The sequence below is a fragment of the Streptomyces sp. NPDC020362 genome (assembly GCF_040642095.1).
Classification (GTDB): domain Bacteria; phylum Actinomycetota; class Actinomycetes; order Streptomycetales; family Streptomycetaceae; genus Streptomyces.
In genome coordinates, this window is record NZ_JBFAET010000053.1 from 14,647 (window position 1) to 34,570 (window position 19,924).

Annotated in this window: 18 protein-coding genes and 3 pseudogenes; 12 read left to right on the forward strand and 9 right to left on the reverse strand. The window is 68.3% G+C overall.

Annotation, left to right across the window (positions count from 1 at the left end; genetic code table 11):
- Window positions 1-276: 276 nt before the first annotated feature.
- The 5 genes and pseudogenes from AB0H32_RS20645 (at window position 277) to AB0H32_RS20665 (ending at window position 6,423) form a co-directional block, all read left to right on the forward strand.
- Window positions 277-1,563 carry a protein kinase gene (locus AB0H32_RS20645; protein WP_361122366.1) on the forward strand — a complete coding sequence of 429 codons (1,287 nt, stop codon included), beginning with the start codon at window positions 277-279 and terminating at the stop codon, window positions 1,561-1,563.
- Between the two features lie 31 nt (window positions 1,564-1,594).
- Entirely contained in the window at window positions 1,595-2,119 is a 525-nt protein-coding gene (locus AB0H32_RS20650; RefSeq protein WP_361122369.1) for an RNA polymerase sigma factor, read from the forward strand.
- Window positions 2,120-2,836: 717 nt separating this feature from the next.
- A complete protein-coding gene (locus tag AB0H32_RS20655; RefSeq protein ID WP_361122372.1) occupies window positions 2,837-4,378 on the forward strand; it encodes a hypothetical protein in 1,542 nt (513 codons plus the stop codon).
- An 87-nt stretch (window positions 4,379-4,465) separates the two neighbouring features.
- Window positions 4,466-4,729, forward strand: a pseudogene (locus AB0H32_RS20660) (transposase); the annotation flags it as partial.
- A 482-nt stretch (window positions 4,730-5,211) separates the two neighbouring features.
- Complete coding sequence (locus tag AB0H32_RS20665; protein ID WP_361122375.1) at window positions 5,212-6,423, forward strand: sigma-70 family RNA polymerase sigma factor; 1,212 nt, start codon at window positions 5,212-5,214, stop codon at window positions 6,421-6,423.
- A gap of 370 nt (window positions 6,424-6,793) precedes the next feature.
- Here AB0H32_RS20665 and AB0H32_RS20670 read toward each other — a convergent pair whose 3' ends face one another.
- Window positions 6,794-7,531, reverse strand: a complete 738-nt coding sequence (locus AB0H32_RS20670) for a BTAD domain-containing putative transcriptional regulator (RefSeq protein WP_361122379.1) — start codon at window positions 7,529-7,531, stop codon at window positions 6,794-6,796.
- 695 nt (window positions 7,532-8,226) lie between these two features.
- On the opposite strand from AB0H32_RS20670, the gene AB0H32_RS20675 reads away from it, so the two are divergent.
- Complete coding sequence (locus AB0H32_RS20675) at window positions 8,227-8,577, forward strand: hypothetical protein (RefSeq protein ID WP_361122382.1); 351 nt, start codon at window positions 8,227-8,229, stop codon at window positions 8,575-8,577.
- Here the strand turns inward: AB0H32_RS20675 and AB0H32_RS20680 are convergent.
- The 3 genes from AB0H32_RS20680 to AB0H32_RS20690 form a co-directional block, all read right to left on the reverse strand.
- Window positions 8,546-8,929: a pentapeptide repeat-containing protein gene (locus tag AB0H32_RS20680; protein ID WP_361122385.1), complete on the reverse strand. Its 384-nt coding sequence runs from the start codon at window positions 8,927-8,929 to the stop codon at window positions 8,546-8,548. The two genes, AB0H32_RS20675 and AB0H32_RS20680, sit on opposite strands and share 32 nt — an antisense overlap.
- Window positions 8,930-9,002: 73 nt before the next feature.
- Window positions 9,003-10,205 (reverse strand): beta-ketoacyl-[acyl-carrier-protein] synthase family protein, encoded by a 1,203-nt coding sequence (locus AB0H32_RS20685; RefSeq protein WP_361122388.1) that lies wholly within the window; start codon window positions 10,203-10,205, stop codon window positions 9,003-9,005.
- 794 nt (window positions 10,206-10,999) lie between these two features.
- Window positions 11,000-11,281: an acyl carrier protein gene (locus AB0H32_RS20690; protein WP_361122391.1), complete on the reverse strand. Its 282-nt coding sequence runs from the start codon at window positions 11,279-11,281 to the stop codon at window positions 11,000-11,002.
- Window positions 11,282-11,912: 631 nt separating this feature from the next.
- Here AB0H32_RS20690 and ribB point away from each other — a divergent pair.
- From ribB to AB0H32_RS20710, 4 genes are read left to right on the forward strand one after another with little or no spacing between them, the layout of a single operon-like run.
- Window positions 11,913-12,590, forward strand: coding sequence for a 3,4-dihydroxy-2-butanone-4-phosphate synthase (gene ribB, locus AB0H32_RS20695; protein ID WP_361122394.1), 678 nt, complete (start codon window positions 11,913-11,915; stop codon window positions 12,588-12,590).
- Window positions 12,587-13,849 (forward strand): 1-acyl-sn-glycerol-3-phosphate acyltransferase, encoded by a 1,263-nt coding sequence (locus AB0H32_RS20700; RefSeq protein ID WP_361122397.1) that lies wholly within the window; start codon window positions 12,587-12,589, stop codon window positions 13,847-13,849. Before ribB ends, AB0H32_RS20700 begins: the two co-directional genes overlap by 4 nt.
- Window positions 13,846-14,319 carry a hypothetical protein gene (locus AB0H32_RS20705; RefSeq protein WP_361122400.1) on the forward strand — a complete coding sequence of 158 codons (474 nt, stop codon included), beginning with the start codon at window positions 13,846-13,848 and terminating at the stop codon, window positions 14,317-14,319. Before AB0H32_RS20700 ends, AB0H32_RS20705 begins: the two co-directional genes overlap by 4 nt.
- Window positions 14,316-14,861 (forward strand): hypothetical protein, encoded by a 546-nt coding sequence (locus tag AB0H32_RS20710; protein WP_361122403.1) that lies wholly within the window; start codon window positions 14,316-14,318, stop codon window positions 14,859-14,861. The genes AB0H32_RS20705 and AB0H32_RS20710 overlap by 4 nt, the downstream gene beginning before the upstream one ends.
- Window positions 14,862-14,863: 2 nt before the next feature.
- On the opposite strand, the pseudogene AB0H32_RS20715 reads toward AB0H32_RS20710, so the two are convergent.
- Window positions 14,864-15,139: pseudogene (locus AB0H32_RS20715) on the reverse strand (IS110 family transposase); the annotation flags it as partial.
- A complete protein-coding gene (locus AB0H32_RS20720; RefSeq protein ID WP_361122455.1) occupies window positions 15,037-15,243 on the reverse strand; it encodes a hypothetical protein in 207 nt (68 codons plus the stop codon). The gene AB0H32_RS20720 and the pseudogene AB0H32_RS20715, both read right to left, overlap by 103 nt.
- A 648-nt stretch (window positions 15,244-15,891) precedes the next feature.
- On the opposite strand from AB0H32_RS20720, the gene AB0H32_RS20725 reads away from it, so the two are divergent.
- Entirely contained in the window at window positions 15,892-16,518 is a 627-nt protein-coding gene (locus tag AB0H32_RS20725) for an HAD family phosphatase (protein ID WP_361122406.1), read from the forward strand.
- A 264-nt stretch (window positions 16,519-16,782) separates the two neighbouring features.
- Here AB0H32_RS20725 and AB0H32_RS20730 read toward each other — a convergent pair.
- A pseudogene (locus AB0H32_RS20730) lies at window positions 16,783-17,079 on the reverse strand (Lrp/AsnC ligand binding domain-containing protein); the annotation flags it as partial.
- Window positions 17,080-17,144: 65 nt separating this feature from the next.
- On the opposite strand from AB0H32_RS20730, the gene AB0H32_RS20735 reads away from it, so the two are divergent.
- Window positions 17,145-18,437 (forward strand): thiamine pyrophosphate-dependent enzyme, encoded by a 1,293-nt coding sequence (locus tag AB0H32_RS20735; RefSeq protein ID WP_361122409.1) that lies wholly within the window; start codon window positions 17,145-17,147, stop codon window positions 18,435-18,437.
- 180 nt (window positions 18,438-18,617) lie between these two features.
- Here AB0H32_RS20735 and AB0H32_RS20740 read toward each other — a convergent pair whose 3' ends face one another.
- Window positions 18,618-19,397 (reverse strand): hypothetical protein, encoded by a 780-nt coding sequence (locus AB0H32_RS20740; protein WP_361122412.1) that lies wholly within the window; start codon window positions 19,395-19,397, stop codon window positions 18,618-18,620.
- 40 nt (window positions 19,398-19,437) lie between these two features.
- A complete protein-coding gene (locus AB0H32_RS20745) occupies window positions 19,438-19,917 on the reverse strand; it encodes a hypothetical protein (RefSeq protein WP_361122415.1) in 480 nt (159 codons plus the stop codon).
- Window positions 19,918-19,924: the final 7 nt, after the last annotated feature.

A 19,924-nucleotide genomic window follows, 5' to 3' on the forward strand; every position in this document is an offset into this window, starting at 1 on the left:
GTGTCCTCACCCGCTTTCCCTGACGCGAACGGACTTTCCGTCCGATGAGTAAAGGATCTCGCCTACCGTTTTCTATTTGGGGAACAGAGCTCACTGCGCTCGAAGTTCCCTCGCGACGCGGACGTCCGTCCCGTCCGTTGCCTCTCCGCATCAGAGAACGTTTTCCCCACGGTGTGATCCGACTGCTCACACGAATAATCCGGTTGGTACGGGCAGAGAAAATCGTCAGGCGTGCTCTCATGCGGAGCGATGCCGACCTGGAGAAAGGCTGTGTGCATGCGACGTGTGCTGTGCCCCGTGGAAAACCTTTACGTCGCCCAGCGAAGCAGGGCAGTGCTGTCCTGTGCCCTGGACGGTCCAGTCGACACGGCGGCCCTGTCCGCGGCGTTCGAGGCGGTCACGGCGGAGCAGCCGACGCTGCTCGCGCGGGTTGTCCCGGACGGCGACGGCCATGCCCTCGAACTCCTCCCGGAGACCGAGCAACCCCGGCTGCGGATCCGCACCGGCGGGGAGGAGGATTACGCGAAGGAGCTCAACAGGCCGCTGACGGTGGGCGGTCCGCTGACCCGGGCGGTCCTCGTGAGCGACCCCGACGAGGAGCGGCACACCCTCGTCCTGACCGTCGACCACGTCATCACCGACGGACACAGCGCGATCGCCCTGCTCAACACCCTCTGGGACCGCTACCGGGAGCGCATCGGCGGCGCGCCGGCCCTGAGCCCGCCCGCTGCCGGACTCCCCGGGCCCATCAGCAGGCTCCTGCCCCAGGTGGACGAGGCCGAGACTGCGAAGTTCCTGGAAGCGCGTGTGGAGGAAGCCGGGCGCCACCCGGTCGAACTCGTCGAGTACGACGTCAGGACACCCGGGGAAGCGTCGGGCAGCATCGAGGTCCAGAGGCTGCTCCTCGACACCGAAACCACTTCCCGTCTCCGTCAACGGGCCCGCGCGGAAGGTCTGTCGGTGCACGGCCTCATAGGCGCCGCCTTGCTGCTCGCGGCCCGCCGACGCCTGGACGGCACGGGCTCGCGCATCCTGCGCTGCATGTCACCCGTCGATCTGCGCTCGCGCCTCTCGCCGCCGGTGCCCGCCGATGTCATGGTCGCCGCTGTCACCGCGCACTTCCAGGACCTGGCCGTCGCCGAGGACACCGACGTACTGGAGCTGGCGCGCCAAGTCGCCGGCGGTCTGCGGGACTTTTTCGACCGTGGCGACCACTTCGAGGCAATGCGCATCATGCCGATGGTCCCGCAGCACCCGACGCTGCACCTGGGCACGGTCATCGTCACCAATATGGGCGCCGTGTCCGGCCCGCGCCTGCCGACGGGCACGCACGTCACCGACGTACGGCTCGTGCCCGCCCGCGAGCACTACTTCCCGCAGGCCGGGCGCAGCCCGCTGATGGCTTGCGTCGCGTCGTTCGACGGCCGCCTCGCCATCGAGTTCCCTCACCACACCGCCTGCTTCAGCCGGCCGTTCATGCGCGAGCTGCGCGACGAGGTCCTGGCGGCCCTTTGCGCCCTTGCCGATTCCGACGAGGAACGGCACCTCGCCGCTACCGCCTGACACCGCGTCGCCCGAGGAGCACTCCTTCGACATGAAGAACCAGAACGAACCCCCCACCCCTGTCGCCGTGTTGGTGTCCCGAGCCCAGGCCGGCGACGCACGGGCGATGAACGACCTGCTCACTGAGATCACCCCGTACGTCACCCGCGTGTGCGTCACCATATCCCGCGACAACCGCTCCGACGCTGTCCAGGAGGCGCTCCTGGCGATCTACCGGGGCCTCGGCACCCTACGCGAACCGGCAGCGTTCTACGGCTGGGTGCGCTCCGTAGCCACCCGGGAGGCCGTCCGCACCGTCAAGCGGCTGAAGGCGGAGGCCGCCTGCTCCCAGCTGCAGTCGGGACTTCTGACCAGCTCCTTGGACGCCGTGCACATCAACGACGTTCTGGACCGGCTGTCGGAAGCCCACCGCCAGATCCTGGCCCTGCGGGTCTACGGACTCAACGAGGACGAGATGGCGGCGACCTTGTCGCTTCCCGTCGGCACGGTTCGGTCCCGTCTCCACCGGGCCCGGCGCCGTTTCCAGGAAGCGTGGCAGCCGCAGGCGGCCTACTGATGCGTGCGAGCCTTGTCAGCCGTTGTGCCGTCCACCTCGGTCTGCGCGTATACGAGTTTTGTGCAGCCACTTGATGCCATCGAAGGTCGCTCGTCGGCCGGCCCCCTTCTCGGACAGATCGACGAGTTGGCCACTTCGGCATGGGCCAGTTGCATTGCACTCCCGGCATCGTCCCCAACCCCGGGGCGGAGGCCCCCGTACAACGCCCGCCGCAGGCGGCCGAAGTCTGCCCGGCGCCTGCGCGACGAGCAGCTGCTGGCGAAGATCCGCGCAGCTCACTCCGCCTCCGGCAAGCCCTGTGGTGCCCGCAGGATCCCTTAAAGGCTGAGTTGATCAGACACCAAGGCCCATGGCGACGCTGACCAGGTCCAACGCGCCATTGTGCAGTGGGTCGAAACTCGGGGCAGCTCACCAACCGCAGATTTACACCCCCGGTACGCAGTAAACTCTTTTGAGGGGTTCAGTATTTAATCGGGTATACCTACCTTGACCCCTTCGGATCGTCAACTTAGTTGGTACCCGTTACGTTTGGTCCGTCCAGGCGCGGCGCACCAGGAAGCCGCGCGACACCGTATGGAGTCGGGCGGCAGACGCCTGCGAGCTGCCGCAAGGTGCCGCACACGTGAGTTCCCACCGTCCGACGCCTCAGTGCCAGCCACGTCTGAAGAGGTCATGCGGTGCCAACGGATAGGTCACGGCTTGGAGAAGCAAGGAAAAATGCTTAAAACCCTGGGCAGGTTCGAATCGGGTACGGCGTCCGCGTTATGCATGAAGTGTCCCAACTGTCGTCAGCGCACGCCGAATGAGTCTGATAACGAATTTCTACGCCGACGGGTCGTGAAGACGCGTGGTGAGGCAAGTGCCGTGGTGCGGCATCCGTTAGCAATGCTTCGCATATCGGCGGGATACTCACATGCCCGATACGCCGAGTTGGTCGCCAGGACCCACGCGGACTTGGGGCTGGGGCGGATGGCGGCACGGCGTGAGAAGATCTCACGTTGGGAGTCCGGGCGGGTTGAACCCGAGCTCACAGCGCAGTTCGCCATCGCACACATCCACCGCGTCCCACGCGAGGCCGTGGAACGGCTCGGGTGGCCGCGCTGGCTGCACGCCGCGATCGGCGAGGCGCCCCCCGAAGGCCGGCCGTGGACGTTGTCCGTGGCGGCTGCGACCTTGCGAGATGCGGCCCAGTCGGCCGACGTGCAGTCCCGCACCTTTCTCACCCTGACGGGCAGTGCCGTCACTGCTTTGACGGACGCATGGCTAACCGCAGTCAACGACGACGCACCCCTGCTCGGTCGAACCGGATGCCGCACGGAAACCAGCACGGAGACGATCGCTCTCCTGGAGGGCCGGGTCACGGCGTTGGAGGCGACGGAACGCCAGCTCGATGCGCCGCTGTTGTACCCGGCCGCTCAGGCCGAGCTCCGACTGATCACCGAGTTGCTCACCAACACGAATTACGACCATTCGACAGGCGCCAGGCTGTACCTCCTCGCGGCCCGAGTGGCCGACCGGTGTGGCGAGCTGGCGACAGCGTTCGGTGATCACGCGAGTGCGGAACGCTATGCCCTGGCGAGCCTGCGCGCCACCGTGATCGGGCCGCCCGAACTCGCTTCCTTCTATCTGACCAGCCTTGCCGCTCATCACCTTGAGGCGGGTGATCCCAGAGACACACTCCACCTGGTCCACGTCGCACGCTCGGCCACTGAGCGCCCTTCTCCAAGCCTTACCGCCCTCTTCCTTGCTCGTGAGGCACGAGCTCACGCCCGCCTGGGCGAGAGTGTCGCCGCTGCAGACGCCCTGGACAGAGCCGGTGCAGCCCTGAGCCAGGGTGTCGATGACGAGGCCACTCCCTTCTTTCATGGTGCGCGCAGATGGCTCACTCCAAGGTGGCTGGATGGCGTGGCTGGTGTCGCTTGGCTCCACCTTGGGAAGCCCCAGCGTGCGCTCGAGTACCTCACGCCCTTGCTGGACCATGGTCCTCCGGCCGGTGCCGCCACCACCCACAACGCCGCGCGCGGCCTTCTCTACATGGTTGCGGCCCACCTGGCCAACGATGAGCTCGAAGGCGCGATCCACCATGCCCGTCGCGCACTGAACCTGCTGCGCACCCCTCCGGCTCACTACGTGAATCAACTGTGCAGCGTATTCGCGGCCCACGAACTCACACCCGCCGTTCGTGAGCTCTTCGATGAGATCGCCGAGAGGAAGTGTTCAATCACCGGCGGATCTGATGATCAGGGAGACACCAGATGACCAAGACCGCCGGTGAGCCCGACTCCGTACAGCCGTCTGTCGGAGCACCGTCGAACACGGCGACCGGCGGACGAGCGGGTGATCGCGATGCTCGTCGACAGGGCCCGCGACGAGGGCCGGCAACTGACCGGAGAAAGCGGGCTGTTGCGGCATCCGGCAAGCGGGTGCTCGAAGCCGTCCCGGAGGGCGGGTCTCGGTTCATCCGGCCGAGGTGACGGCGCCGAGGTGTCCAAGCAGACCATCTGCACCACCATGGACAAGGTGATGGACGGCATGGCCGAATGGCAGAACCCTCCCCTCGACCGTGTCTGTCCGGTCCTCTTCGTGGACGCTGTCGGCGTCAGGATCAGGGCTCTGTCGACGATCTTGTGATCCGGGCGGTCCGGACTCATCGCGCGAGCAGGACTCGTGTGCGAGGGAGATCAAGCCGGCCCGCCCGAACATCTGGGGTTCGAGCATTTTCAGCCGGTTGATGTTGCCTTTGACGGCGCCGGAACCGGCCGCGGTTTGCACGCCGATTCTCGGTGGAGAACGCCTCTGCCTGCGGACATGAACATGCCGTTGCGGGCGCGTTCGGTCATGGAATCCATGACGCATATGAGGCTGAGAGTGCCTGTAGACGGTTGGTATGACCCCGCATGGGCCGGCTCTTTCCCTGTGCAACCGCGCCAGACAGGAAACGGCCGGACCGAATTTCGGGTCGGCGTCGCGGAGTGGGAATGTCGCCGTGGACAACATGGAGCGCCATCGCGCCGTCCTGGGAACGACACACCGTGACAAAACCGCCGACGTGAGGGTCGGAGCGCACGAAACGGTTCCGAGGAGGGACGGCGATGATGGGAGAGCCGACGCCGGTGTCCGGAGACCTTGGAGGCAAGGGGAACGACGCGCCGGTGGAACGGCCCGACATGGAACTGATCGAGCGTGCTCGGGCGGGGGACGACGCGGCTTTCGGCGCTCTTTACGAACGGCACTTCGAGTCGGCGTACCGTCTGGCCCGTCGCTGTGCGCCCAGTCCGGCGGATGCCGAGGACGTGGCCTCCGAGGGCTTCGCCCAGGTGCTCAGTGCCATCCGCGCCGGCGGAGGCCCGCGGCAGGTGTTCCGGCCGTACTTGCTGACGACTGTACGCCGGATCGCGGCAGGCGCCGCCGCACGGGGGAAGCGGTCCACCCCGACCGCGGAGCTGGAGACCTACGCGCCGCCCGTCTCCTTCGAGGACCCCGTGCTGGCCGATCTGGAGGCGTCACTGGTCGGGCGCGCCTTCGCCGCACTGCCCGAGCGCTGGCAGACCGTGCTGTGGTACACCGTGGTGGAGGGCGAGAATCCGGCGCAGGTGGCGCCACGGCTCGGGTTGTCCGCAAACGCCACCGCCGCACTGGCGAGCCGCGCTCGCGAAGGGCTGCGTACGGAGTATCTGCAGGCGCACTTGTCCGCCGGGGACTTGGAACGGGAGTGCCGCAAGTGCGCGTCGAAATTGTCTGCGTATCTGCGCGGCTCTCTGGGAGCACGGGATCGACGACACGTCGAAGGGCACCTCGCCGGGTGCCGGCGCTGTTCGGGCCCGCTGCTGGAGCTTCGTGAGGTCTCCGGAAGGCTGCGCGGCATGATCGGCCCCCTGGTCGTGGGGCCGGCGCGCTTGGGCCATGTCACCTCGCGTGCCACGGCGTCGTCGCAGCACTCGGCGGGTGGGGCAGTACGGCCGAACCGGCAACACCCCGAGAACGCGCCCCGGTCGAGTCCAGGACGCGGCGGAGGCATCGGGCCCCGAGCCGTCGGTGCCGGCATCTCGATGGCGGCGGGCCTTGCCGTCCTCGCGACGGTGTCCTCGCCGCTGCCTTCGACGGGAACCGCCTCAGAGCATCGCGCGTACAGCAGGACGCCCGGGGCGAGGACCGCGCCCGCACCGCAGCAGCCCGACTCTCCCCGTCCCACGCCGCCCCAGCCGGTGGCAGTCTGGCCGGTCGGACATCCGGCCGAGCCGCGTTCGAACCGGGTGCCGGTCCCCCCACCGTCCCAGGGCAGTGCGACGCACGGCGCGCCGTGACGCCCTCAGCGCAGACCTTCGCCGCCACCTCCGGTCGGCGCTACGTGGTCGGCTTCCACCTGGCCGGCCATGTCGTGTGCCAAACACAGGGGCAGACGGCCGGAGGTCCAAGTCGGCCGCGTCAAGCGTGGGTTCTCCTTCCACAGGACGGGACACTCTTCCTCCGACATGGGATGGCGCCTGGAGACCGCGCGGTTCACCGCTCCAGGCGACCGGACCACGCTTCGCTTCACCAGTACTACCGATCCGACCAGCCATTGCGGACCGGAGACCGATGGCGTCAAGGGCACCGCGGAATGGGACGCCACGCCAGCGGTCGTGGCACCCGGTTGAGAAACCGCCTGCCGGCGGCCGTGGCGTCGTCGCCCCGTCATGACCCTGTGTCGAAGGGCGGCCGACGGGGCGCGGGCAAACCCGTGGGGCGCTCGTCAGTGCCGATGCCGAGCGAGGCAAGGGTGGCGTCGTATCGGCGCCTGGCCCGCTCGGCGGCAGCGGGCGCGCCCATACGCTCATAGGCCGTGACCAGCAAGTGCCATCCCGTGTCATGGAACGTGTCGATGAACAGGCACTTCTCGGCCGCGGCCACCGCGTCCCGGGTGTTGCCCGCGGCGAGCTCCGCGGACGCGAGTTGTGCGGCGGCGTTGGCCGCCTGGTGCCGGTACATTTCCCGGTCCTGCTGGAGCCACTCGGCGGGGCCGTCCTCGGGCAGCAGCTCGCCCCCGTACTCGGCGAGCGCGTCCCGCAGCGCCCGCACGGCCGCAATGCTGTCCCCGACCTTCCTCGCCCGCTGGTTGTGGGTCAGCGCGGTCTGGAACGCTCGGGTATCAAGGTAGGCGTCGGCCGACAGGTTGAGCATGTACGCGTCGCCATCGCGCATCACCAACTGCGGCTTGCGGTGGCCACGTTCCGGCTCCACGAGACTGCGCAGGCTGGAAATGGCCACCTGCAGGCTGGAAATGGCCGACTCGAAGGGCGCGTCCGGCCAAAGCGCTTTCATCAAGGTTTCCCTGTGCACCGGCCGACCCGCCCGTAAGGCGAGTATGCGCATGGCGACACGGGCGCGGGGGCGGACCTTCAGCCAGTCGATGGTCCGGTCACTGATGGTCATCCGGAATCCGCCGAAACACCAAATCGCCACGCGGGGCTCGGTGTCGCGCCGGGGGACGCATGCCAGTACTGGTCGCCGCGGGCTGACCGGTCTGAGCGCGCCGACCGATGCGGCCGTCGACAATGCACCGGTAGACCCCGACCTGGCACCGGGACCATCGGTACGGCCCGGCGTGGCAGCAGAACGCGGCCTTCGGTCTTCTTGTTCCTGTGCGTGACAGTTCGTGTCCACGCCTATAGAGAGGCGGTTGTCACGGCACTATGACGGAAGAAATCCAAGATTCTTCTGAATTCTCTGACGATGCCTAAGGCCGTTCATTCCCTGGCTCTCGCGGCATGGCGGATGGGCGTCGCCGACTACCGGGCAGCAGGCTCATGGCAGGCCGCGCGTTCCCGCGGTCACGCAAACCATCTTCGTCGGCGCGGACGAACGTGGCTGCACCGCCAAGACGATGAGGAGACGACACACAGTGTGCCGTGCGGCATACGGGGCCCGCCCTGCAGACCGCGGCGAACTGCTGGTTGCCGGCACTCGGCTTCGAGTGGGACGCCATCCGTGCGCCCCTCGACGTCGGCGAGCGATGCCTGGAAACCCTCAGGGGCGCAGCGGTGCCCTGGTCGAGGATCCGGGCGCGTGCGCACTCTACTGGTTCATCGGCAAGGGCCTGTCGGCCGATGGGGACGTTCCACAGACGCGTGTCCTCGGCATACGAAGCTCTGACGGCCTGCGCCGCAGCTCTCGCGCTGCTCAGCGTCGGCTGCTCGAAGGCGTCCGCGGGCTCACAGGTCGGCGAATGCCGTGAGGACGTCCACTGGTTGGACCGGCAGCAGGCGGCGCGGTTGCGGTCCGCCGTGGAGTTCCGCACCGTGCCCGACGCGACTGGCCGGCCGTACAAGAACGCCGCGGTACTCGTCACCGCACGGCTCGCGGGCGCTGTCCGTCCGCTGGGTCAATCGCTCGTGCTGCATGTCTGGTTCTGGACCCCGACCGCGATGGGGGCGGGCGACGGAGGTGTCATCCGGCATGCGTTACCGGCTGTCCACTGACGGCAGCAGGACCCGTACACCGTCGGCTTCCCCACCGACCTTCCCACCGGACGGCGGCATGGCGGCGGCACCGGAGTCCTCGGGACCGTGTACCCGGGACCCTCCTGACGGAGAACGAACTGCCCTGGAACGAACTGCCCTGGAACGAACTGCCCTGGAACGAACTGCCCTGGAACGAACTGCCCTGGAACGAACTGCCGTAGAAGCTGGCGGATTTACTCGCCGCCCCGAGCGCGAACGTCCGGCCGCGCGGAGCGAATCGGTGCGCGCCGGCTGCTTCCGCCGTCGGATCCCGCAGGATGCGACACGGACCGGCCGACCGCGCACGCCTCACCGTCCCCTTCCACGACATGGGACATCCACCATCCGTGGACCGGCGACGTTCGCTGCCCGCACCGGGACGGGCGCCTCGGCGAGGCAGGCCGTCACGGGGCCAGGATCAGGCAGGCGTTGTGGCCGCCGAAGCCGAAGGCATTCGCGAGGGCGGCGGTGAACGGGCTGCGGCGCGGGCGCCCGGTCACGACGTCCAGGTCGACCTGGGGGTCCTGGTCGTCGAGGTTGACCGTCGGTGGTGCGGCCTGCTCGCGCAGGGAGAGGACGGCCACCAGGGTGCCGAGGGCTCCCGCCGCGCCGAAGAGGTGGCCAGTCATGGACTTGGTCGCGGTGACGGCCGGGTGGGTGCCGACGGCGTCGGAGATCGCGCGGGCTTCGGTGAGATCCCCGTGAAGCGTGGAGGTGGCGTGGGCCATCACGAGGCCGATGTCCCCGGCGGCGAGCCCGGCGTCGGTGAGAGCGAGGCGCATGGCGCGCGTCTGGCCTTCGGGATGCCCGGCGGTCATGTGGTGGGCGTCGGAGGTGACACCGGCCCCGGTCAGCCGGGCGTGTACGCGCGCGCCGCGGGCCTTGGCGAAGTCGGGGCGTTCCAGAACGATCACGGCAGAGCCCTCACCGATCACGAAGCCGTCCCTGGCCCGGTCGAAGGGCCGGGAAGCCCGCTGTGGAGCCTCGTTGCGGGTGGAGTAGACCCTCGCCTGGGCGAAGCCTGCGAGGGGGAGGGGGTGCAAGCACGCCTCTGCGCCGCCCGCCACCACGACATCGGCGCGGCCGAGCCGGATCAGGTCCATGCCCAGGGCGACGGCCTCGGCACCGGAGGCGCAGGCGCTGACCGGGGTATGGGCACCTCCCCGGGCGCCCAGCTCCAGACTGACGGTCGCCGCTGGGCCGTTGGTCATGAGCATGGTTACAGCCCGTGGGGAGATCCGACGTGCTCCGGAACGCTCCCGGACGTCGTTCTCGCCCAGCAGGGTGAGTACGCCGCCTGAGCCTGTGCCCATCGCCACGGCCAGCCGACCGGGATCGACCTCCGGGCTGCCGGCGTCCGCCCACGCCTCACGGGCGGCGATCAGGGCGACTTGCTCGCACCGGTCCAGACGGCGGGCCTGCACACGTTCGAGCACGGTCGTCGGCTCGACCCGCAGCCGGGCGGCGATCTGCACCGGAAGCCGCTCGGCCCACTCCTCCTCGATCCGGGAGATGCCCGACTCGCCGGCCAGCAGGGCGGACCAGGTGCTGGGCACGTCGCCGCCCAGAGGTGTCGTGGCTCCGAGCCCGGTCACGGCGATGTCCATCGAAGGGTTCTCCTTGAGGTGTTCAGCAGAGCGAGGTGTTCAATGGTTCAAGGGCGCGCGCATCGGAGCGAGCGCCGGAGACGCTTCAGCGGTCAGGGCCGAGGCGTGCGGTCGAGGCCGATCGGCGGACGGGGCGTGGGGCGGGCAGTCCCGACAGGCGGCCGCGCAGTACGGAGGCGATCAGCCTGGGGCCGAGAGGCAGATGGGCGAGCCGATGAGGTGGTAGACGCGGTCGAGCATCCGTTGGGCCCGGATGTCGCCGTGGGCGGCGAGTCGGTCGACCTCACCGGACCAACGGCCCAGCAACACGCCCGCTGCGCCTGGACGCCGGTCGGGCACGAGGTGCTCAGTTCCTCAACCGTCGCGACGGCCCAGGGAAGGGCGGCGAAGGGGGCGAGCATGTGGCTGAGCCGACGCTCCCAACCGGGTGCGGCGCCGCCAGTCAGTGCCTGTCGCGGAAGCAGGCCTGCAGGGGGCCACCCCGACGCCGCGCCCGTACACCGAATTCAACGCGCACGGGCTGCCGCCGGTCAGCAATCCCCGGGCCGGTAGGGAGTTGCTCATGATGATGGCGCACACTGCAGGTTCGCCGGTGTACGGCAACCTCGGTCAGGGGGGTGGCTCGGGCGGAGAGTTCGGTGAGCGCAGGGTCGCGCAGCCCCTTGAAAAGGCCGTCGAACCTCTCCGGATTCCGCGGCGGCCGGTGCGCGCCGGCTCCACCGCTGCCGGCCAGGAGCCGGCGGCCGATCTCGACGGGCAGGGCGGCCCTGCCAGCGGGCCGCGTGCGCGGTCCGTCACGACTGCCCTGCTCGGATGTGGTCGACAGGACGGTTCACCGAGAGCAGGCTTTGGGTGTCGTCGTCGGCGTTGGTGACGGCGGAAGTCTTTTCCCCGGCCGTTGCCGGCTCAAGGGTGTCGATCGAGTTCCAGGCGCGGCCGGGCAACGGCTGGTCGTCAGTGATCACCGCGGGATCGGCTTCCAGCGAAAACCGTTCCACCAGCAGCGCTTGGACGTGCCCGCACAGCTCCTGGCGCACTGCCACATGCCGGATCGCTTCCACGAGCGTCATCGCCATGGCATTTCTCCCTTCGTGAAACGTGTGGTCGATTGCGGGGCTATGAGGCGTAGATCAGCGGAGGTGCCCGGCGGAAGGGCGGCCGCCGCAGCCATGGCATGACCGCAGGGCTCCGCAGCAAGGTCCCCACGGTCCAGGTCCACCAGGTCGCCCCTCCGCCGAATACGCCGCCAAGGGCCCTACGCACCCGAGCATTTCCAATGTCTTCATCGGGGATTACCGCCAAATCGCTGGAGACAGAAAGCAATCAGTCAATCGGAAATCGATTCCAAAAGGAAGCTTCCGACTGTCACCATTGCCTCGTTCGACGGGAACGCTAAGCGGGCATCAAGGGTCACGTCAACTCATCCTGGGGAAACTCGACGCGGCCTGAAAGATTCGCCAGAAGTAGCGAAAGAGATGAAAGGAGTCTGCAACATTGAGCACCGTGATGCCTGCGGACGATACTCTCGACCGCAGGCGTTGAGGACCTTTCCGGGTCTTCGGTCGGGCCTGCCTCTGCCGAAACAGGAGGCAGGGCGGCCGTGGTGCCGGCTGGTTGCGGGAAAAGAGCCGGCGGTGTCGCAGACGCCCCGTCAGATGCGTGGTGCCCATGGACTGCATGGCCTGTGAATGAGGAGTGAGTCCGATCATGACCAACTATGACGAAGGAGTCGTCGAGCGCGTGACGAAGACAGCTATGTGCGATATCGAGGATGCGATCGCTGCAATTGCTCGTGGCGAGATGATCGTGGTCCTGGACGATGAGGATCGCGAGAACGAAGGAGATTTGATCGTTGCCGCTGATCACGCGACACCTGAAGTGATCAACTTCATGATCACCCATGGACGGGGCCTTGTCTGTGTGGCCATCACCTCCGAGAGGGCCATCGAGCTTGAACTGCCGCCGATGGTAGCCCGGAACCAGGATCACCACGGTACGGCATTCACGGTGAGTGTGGACGGCGCGCCCGCCCATGGCGTCACGACAGGAATATCTGCGTTCGATCGCGCAAAATCCATAGAGCTTCTGCTTCACGGCCAGGCGAGCGATCTGCGCAGGCCTGGCCATATCTTCCCGCTGGTGGCTCAGCCGGGTGGCGTGCTGGAACGCAACGGGCATACCGAAGCCGGCGTCGACTTTGCGCGTCTGGCTGGCCTCACGCCGGCCGGAGTGTTGGTCGAGATCATCAACGCAGACGGGTCCATGGCTCGACGTGACGAACTCGAAGCGTTCGCACGTGAGCACGGCTTGGTGATAACCACCATCGAACGACTTCAGCAGTACCGGATGGCGGCTGACGTCGTGACGGGAGCATCACGGTCATGACCGGTCGCCTGGACGCGGTGATCTACCGCATCAGCACCAAGGCCATCAGTCTGGTGTTGCGTCGACGTTTCAGTGGAGTTCGAGGGGTCGAGCACATACCGAAGGACGGCCCGTTCGTCCTGGTGGCCAACCACAGCAGCTTCTTCGACCACTTCATCCTCGGGGCTGTCATCGATGTGGTCCGCGACGACAAGACCTATTTCTTGACCAAGGCGGAAAGCTTCGCCCGTCCACTGAAACGCCGTTGGCACCTCAGCCTCGGAGCAATACCGATGGACCGGGACAGGCCCGATCGCGAGTCGATGCGCGCGGTGTCCCAGGTTTTACAGGAGGGGCATGTGCTCTGCGTCTACCCGGAAGGGACGCGGGGGCCGGGCTGGCCACTGCTTCCGTTCAAGGACGGTGCGTTTCACTTCGCCCTGCGAGCCGGAGCGCCGGTAATTCCGGTCGGCATCCGGGGAGCTGGTGATATCCTGCCGAAGGGCGCCATTCGGCCACGAAGGGCGACGGCCAGTGTAGTGATCGGCCCCGCGCTGCCCACGCCCACCGTCGGCAAAAGGGCCGACAAGCTCGCCGAACTCCGGCAGTGCGCGGAAGACGCGGTCACCGGTCTGGTCCTGGAGGCCGAGGCAACCGGCGATAGCTGGGGAGGCGACGACGCCAACCGGGTCGCCGACTGTGCTCGTGTGCTCATCGAGAAGGTTATTGACGATGGCGCGGTGCCGAACAGTGCGACGGCCAAGCGGATTCGGCGCGTGATCCGACTGGCGTGCGTCATGGACCCGGATAATGTGTTGGCCGAGGTCCAGCGAATCCGCCTGCGCGGTCTGACCGCCTTGCACGCCTCTTTTCCGGTGAAGTTGTGGACCGGCTATCCACTTCGGAGCCGAGCCAAGCGGGTTCTGCGCAAAGAACCGGACAACGCCATGGCGCACTACGTGCTCGGGCGCTGGTACCTGGGCACACCCACGGTGCTCGGCGGAAACAACCAGAGTGCAGTGACCTATTTCCGCCAGGCGGTCTGCCAGGCGGTCGCGAAGGACAGTACCGACACGCGCTTTCACATAGGGCTTGCCGAAGCGCTGATCGCAGTCGGTCGTGTCCGCGACGCGGATGACGTTCTCACACCGGTGCTTCAAGGGAGCTTTCGGGACGTGCGATCCCAGCAGCTCGCGGAGCTTGCCACCGAGTTGCGGCAGCGCATCCGCGGGACAGCCGATGCGCGCACCCGGGAGTACCAGCCAAGGAGCACAGCGTGAACACACGAATCGGCATGTGCGCCGCCAGACGCCCGCGGTGGACGATCTGCCTGTGGTCGGTGATCACGGCTGCCGCAGCACCATTCGCGCCGGCGTTGTCACGTCACCTTGAGGCGGGCGGTTTCACCAACCCTCGCGGGGACGCGGTACGGACACAGCACATTGCCGAGCAGACGTTCAAGCAGGTCCCCAACACCCTCATGCTGGTGCTGAGCGGTGACCGCCCGGTCGACGGACCCGTCGGGACAGCACGGTTGGTCGCGGCCCATCTGCCGCACCTCCAGGCCGTGCAGGACTTCCATCGGCCCGCGCAGTGGTTGTCCGCCGAGGCCATCGCGGTGGCGCTGGACACCGTCGTCATTCGACGCGTCCTGATGCCGGCCGCGATCCTGCTCGCGGGCAGCCGTCTCTGGGGTTCGGCGTCGAGGCCCGCCTACTGTGAACCGGCGCTGGCGGGGGGTCGGCGGTGAGTGACGCGAACGAACTGACGCTGGGCGACGTACTGATCGCCTTCGAGGGCCTGAGTCGGCTGCGATGGCTGAAGACGGACCAGGGTCCCTGGTCGGTCATTGGAGTATGGCCGCACCCTGACCGGCGGAAGGCGCTTCTGCAACAACTACGCTACGGCAAACGGCTGTTGATCGTCGTGGACAGTGATCCACCGGTGACAACCCTGCTCGCGGAGGAGTCCCGCAACCTACCGGCTGAACTGGTCATCCGATCCGATGCCGAGGAGGAGATCGTGGACGTGGAAGTACCCGCGCTGAACTGGTTGCCGGACGACCTGCGCGAGCGGGGCTCGCAGTTCATCCGGTCGGCGCGGACCCGGGCCTCCCGTGCATCAGGGCTGATTCCTCCACTGCTGCTGGACGAGGCTTCGGGGGAGAGCGTGCGATTCGCATATCGCACCACCTCACGGTTGCCGATCAACGAGACTTTGCTGCGGAGGGTCGTCCTGGAGGCGTTCAGGAGCGGTCCTGAGAATGCGGCGGAGACCGCTTCCCCATGCTGAAGTCAAGCAGCCGTGGTGATGGGTGGTGTTACTCGGTAGCACCGTCGGTCATGGAGCAGAGCGCACAGAACGTCGACGCGTCGGCGGGCGAGGGCGAGCACAGCCTGGGTGTGGCGTTTGCCTTCCGCGCACTTGCGGTCGTAGAACGTCCGCGAGTTGGGGTCGGGCGGGATGCTCACCAGGGCCGAGGTGCAGAAGGCCCGTTGCAGGCGCCGGTGGTAGCTCTGAGGACGGTGAAAGTCGCCGCTGACCTTGCGGCCAGGGACTCGGGGCTGCGGACCTCGGGTTTGGGCAGCCACGTGGTGAGCCGGCGCACGCCGGTGCGGTGGATCGACGCCGGAGTCGGGTAGCCCGTCAGCAGCAGTGCCCCGCTGGTGCCCATGTCCAGGGCACGCTCCAGGGGTCACTGCGGGGACCTGGATGCGACGGGAAGCCCCTGCTGTCGGGGCCTGGGCACGACCGATGCCCGGGACGTCCACGTCATCGCCGGCAGGGCCCGCTTGCGACGCGATCTCCAGCCAATCCGCTCCGACGCCGATGCCGCCGTGGGACCGGCTTGTTCGCAGTTCCCGATCGGTGGCCGAGTGTCGTGGGGAGCCGAGCGGCCAAGCGGCCTGAGCCGTGATCGGCAGCCTCGTGAAACCCAAACCCGGCCCTCCCCGTGTGCCACAACCCTACGAATGGCTGGGGCAGACCCAGAAGGAAGGTAGAGCGTGATGAGTGAACGGTGGCGGCAGGCTGCGGCGTTCCCGGTCCGGTTCCCTGCGCAGCTTGGACGAGAGCGTGATCGGGCACCGCTGCACCGCCCACGTGGACCAGGCGGAGGTTTACCAGGTTGCTGGAGAGGAGGACGCAGGAGTGAGCGACGCGCTCGCTGCGTGGTCCCGCTGGAGCACACCCAGCACGTCGGCAGCCTGGATCGAATCGCGAAGCAGCACCGCGGCCTGCGCGGACACAACACGCAGGCGACTCGTTCCCTGGTCGAGCGCCTGATCGACACCCGAGCCCTTGTCACTATGGGAGTATCCGCATGACGCGCACCGGCTTGATACTTGACTTTGGCGGCGTGTTGACGACGCCGCTGTTGCCTGCTGTGCTGGCGTTCGAGCGACGCGAGGGCTTGGCCGAAGGCGCGGTGATCACCGGGCTCTACTTCGACCCGGAGAGTGCGGAGCGCACGCATAGGTTGGAGCGCGGCGCGATCACACAGACCGAGTGGAACGTGCACGCCGCGCGCAGCCTCGGTGTGGACGCGGACCATCTCATGGCGAGGATCTTCGCGGACCTGCGGCCCGAGCCGCTGATGTTGACCGCGGCGAAGGCCGCCCGACAAGCGGGGGTGAAGGTCGGGGTCTTGTCCAACAGCGTCGGCTTGGACCCGTGGGACCTGTACGCCGGATACGACCTGGACGCCCGCTTCGACGCCGTCGTGATCTCCGAGCACCACGGCATGCGCAAGCCGGACGTCGAGATCTACCACCTGATGCTGGGCATGCTCGATCTGCCCGGTGAGGCATGCGTGTTCGTCGACGATTCGGCCCAGTACCTGCCGCCCGCCGCTGAGCTGGGTATCGCCACTGTCCTCAACGAAGACCCCAAGACGACGATCACCAAGCTCGAAGCCCTCCTCGGCATCCCGTTGCTCACAGAGGTCTAGCCCCATCCACAGCCACACTGCGGGTGCACAACCACGCCGCGTATCCGCTCCGATCTGTGGCAGTTGACTGGAGTCCCTGGGGACCTCTCTCACCGGGCACATCCGCGGCGACCGGCCGGTCACGGCGTGTGGAGGGCGCGTACCCGGCGGGCGGTTCGGTCGTCGGTGACCAGGGAGCTGGCCAGTCCGCTGCAGGGGACTGGTGCGGATGGCACGGGCCTTGGTCTCGCCGCCGGCCACGGCGATGACCCAGGTGATGCGGCGGAGGGCGTCGACGCCGACGCCGGTGATGCTTCGGGCGAGGGCGGCGATGCGCCACCGGCCGCCCTCGGTGAACATGTGGGTGACGATCCGGGCCTGCACGGTGGTGATGCCGGAAAGGCGCGGGAGCAGGTCGAGGGTGTAGCGGGACAGGGCCGGCAGGTCGCGGGTGGCGACGACGGCAAGCATGTCCTGGCCCGCGGACGCGCGTTCGATCGTGAGCACATGGGGGTGGGCGCTCAGCGCCCGGGCGACCTGGGCACTGGCACCCGGAGCACAGTCGATCACGACGAAAGCCACGCAGATCTGCTCGAACAGGCGACACGCCCCTGATCATTACCTCGGGGCAGCAACACCGGGAACTGGTGATCGGCGACCCGTATCTCGGCAACCGCGAGGCCACCACGCTGCCGAAGCCGTGGGTGAAGTGGTCGTACGAGCCGGCCCGCGCCGAAGACGTCCCCGAGGCCTTCATGCGGGCCTACGCGGAGGCGCTGCAGCCACCCACTGGACCGGTCTACCTCTCCATTCCCATGGACGACTGGAAGCGGCCCCTGTCCGGTTTCGAGCGGGTGCGCACCGTGAGCGACCGCGTCGCCCCCGACACCGAGCGTTTGCGCGGCTTCGCCGATCGCATCTCCGCAAGCCGTCGTCCCGCACTGGTCTTCGGGCCGGAAGTGGACCACGCCGGCGGCTGGGACGGGGCCGTCGCCCTGGCGGAGAAGCTGCGCGCGGCCGTCTACGGCGCCCCGCTGCTGGACCGGGCCTCCTTCCCCGAGGACCACCCCCTCTTCGGCGGCCCGCTCGGCATGTCCGTGAAGACCATCAGCGACCGGCTGACCGGGCACGACCTGGTGGTCGTGATCGGTGCGGAGGTGTTCCGCTACTACCCCTACGTGCCCGGCGACTACCTCCCCGAAGGCACCGACCTGCTGCAGATCACCGGTAATCCGGCGGTTGCGGCGGCCGCGCGGGTGGGCGACAGCCTCCTGGGCGACCCTGGAACGGCGATCGAACTCCTCCTGGACATGGTCACGGAGGGATCGGCGCGCACCGCCCCGGAACCGATGCCCCGGCCCCGCGAGCTGCCGCAGGCGCCGAACAGCCCGCTCACCCCGCCGGAGGTCTACGCCACCCTGAGCAGAGTGCGGCCGCCCGACGCGGTCGTCGTCAACGAATCGACCTCCACGATGGCCCAGCAGGTCGAGTGGCTCCCCACCGTCCGGACCGGATCGTTCTTCGCCACGGCCAGCGGGGGAATCGGCTGGGGCACCCCGGCCGCGGTGGGCGTCGCACTCGGCGACCGGGACCGGGGCGTCGAACGGCCGGTGATCGGCCTGATCGGCGACGGCTCCTTCCAGTACTCCGTTCAGGCGATCTACACGGCGGCCCAGCACAGCCTCCCGATCGTCTACGTGGTGATGCGCAACCACGAGTACTCCATCCTCAAGTCGTTCGCGGTGCTGGAGGAGACCCCGGGCGTTCCGGGACTCGACCTGCCAGGACTCGACATCGCCTCCGTGGCCCGCGGCTTCGGATGCCGCGCGGTCGACGCGGAGACCACCGAGGACCTGGAGCGTGAGTTCAAGGCAGCCCTGACCGCAGGCACCACCACCGTCATCGTCGTGCCCACACAGCCTCAGAAGGCGATGTTGTAGGCGACGCGGCCCGCACGATCGCAGAGATCCGGGCGGGTCTGCGCCACCCGGCCGGTGCTGTATCCGGCTCACCTCGGCTGACCGGCGGTACATGGTCCCTGGTGTCTGGGCTGGAACCCGGAGCACCCACACAGCGGCGCCCCCGCGCGGGCAGCCCGGGAGCGCCTCGGAGGAGGGGGTTCACAGTGCGTCGACGGCACTCACCTTCCAGCGTCCGGACGTGCGGGACATCGTCATCCGGACCCGGTTCAGATCCAGACGGGATCCCGGGACCTGGGTGCTCTCGGTGACCTGGTTGACGAAGAGCAGGACCACGGCCTTGTCCGGCGAGGCCGACACGACGGAGGCCGCGGGGACGCCGCCGCTCGCCGGTTCGGCGACCGTCGCCTTCACCACCCCGTGGTACTTCCTGGCCGTCGGCCCGACCACACTCGTCGTGGTCTTCCGGTACTCGTCACGGAAGTGCCCGGTCAGACGGTCACGGGCGCGGGCGAAATCCCGGTCCAGATGCCGGTAGTCGTACGACAGCACCACCGGTGCCGCCCTGCGCGCGGCCATGAGCGCCTCCGCCCGCGCGTTCTCCGTCCGTTGTCCCTGCCGGTACTGCCACCCGAGCACCGCGACCGTGGCCAGAGCGGCCACGAGGATGACACCGAGCACCGCGGTGAGCAGCCGTCGGCCGGACCTCGGCGGGGGCGCGCTGCCCTCCGGCTCCGCCAGGGACTCCGGGTCCTGCTCCAGGGATTCCGGCGACGGCTCCGGCGGGTCGTCCCAGCCGTCCGCCGGCGGCTCGATCAGCACGGTCCGGCCGGAGAGCGGTGCGTCGGGGGAGGGGGGTCCCTCGGGCCGCTTCAAGTGCTCCACCCGCTGGGCGCGCTTGGCCGCCGCACGGGCGGCCGCGGTCATCGTCCGGCGGGTGGGCGAGCCTGCGGTGCGGCCTCGGGAGGTCGCGTTCCCCATGGTCGTACTCCTCACTGCTGGTGGCTGTCGGCTGGTGTGGTCAGCCCACGAACTCGACGTCGGAGGTCAGCCAGCGCCCGTCCCGGTGCACGAGGTCGAGCTGCAGCCGATAGGTGCGCGCCTCCCCCCTGGGAGCGGCGGTGTTGGTCACCTTGCTGTCGGCGACCACCAGGACGCGGGCCGACCGGGCGTCCGACCGGACGATGCCGGCGTCGAGGACGCGGCCCGCCGACACCGACTTGTTCGCGGCGACGAGCTTGGTCAGCTCCGCCGTCTGCGCGGTGAACTGCTTCTTGAAGTCGCCGGTGGCGTTCCTCAGCACGTTCGCGCTGTCCCGGTCGTAGTGCCGGTAGTCGAGCGAGGTGAAGTTCAGCGCCGACTGGCGGGCCGCCCCCAGGACGTCCTGGCGCCGCTGCTCCGTCTCGTGCTGCTGGTGGAGGCGGAGGCCCAGCCATAGGGCGGCTGCGGTGGTGAGGACGGTCGCCACGACGAGGCCGACAGCCCATGTCCTCCCGTTCACGCCAGGC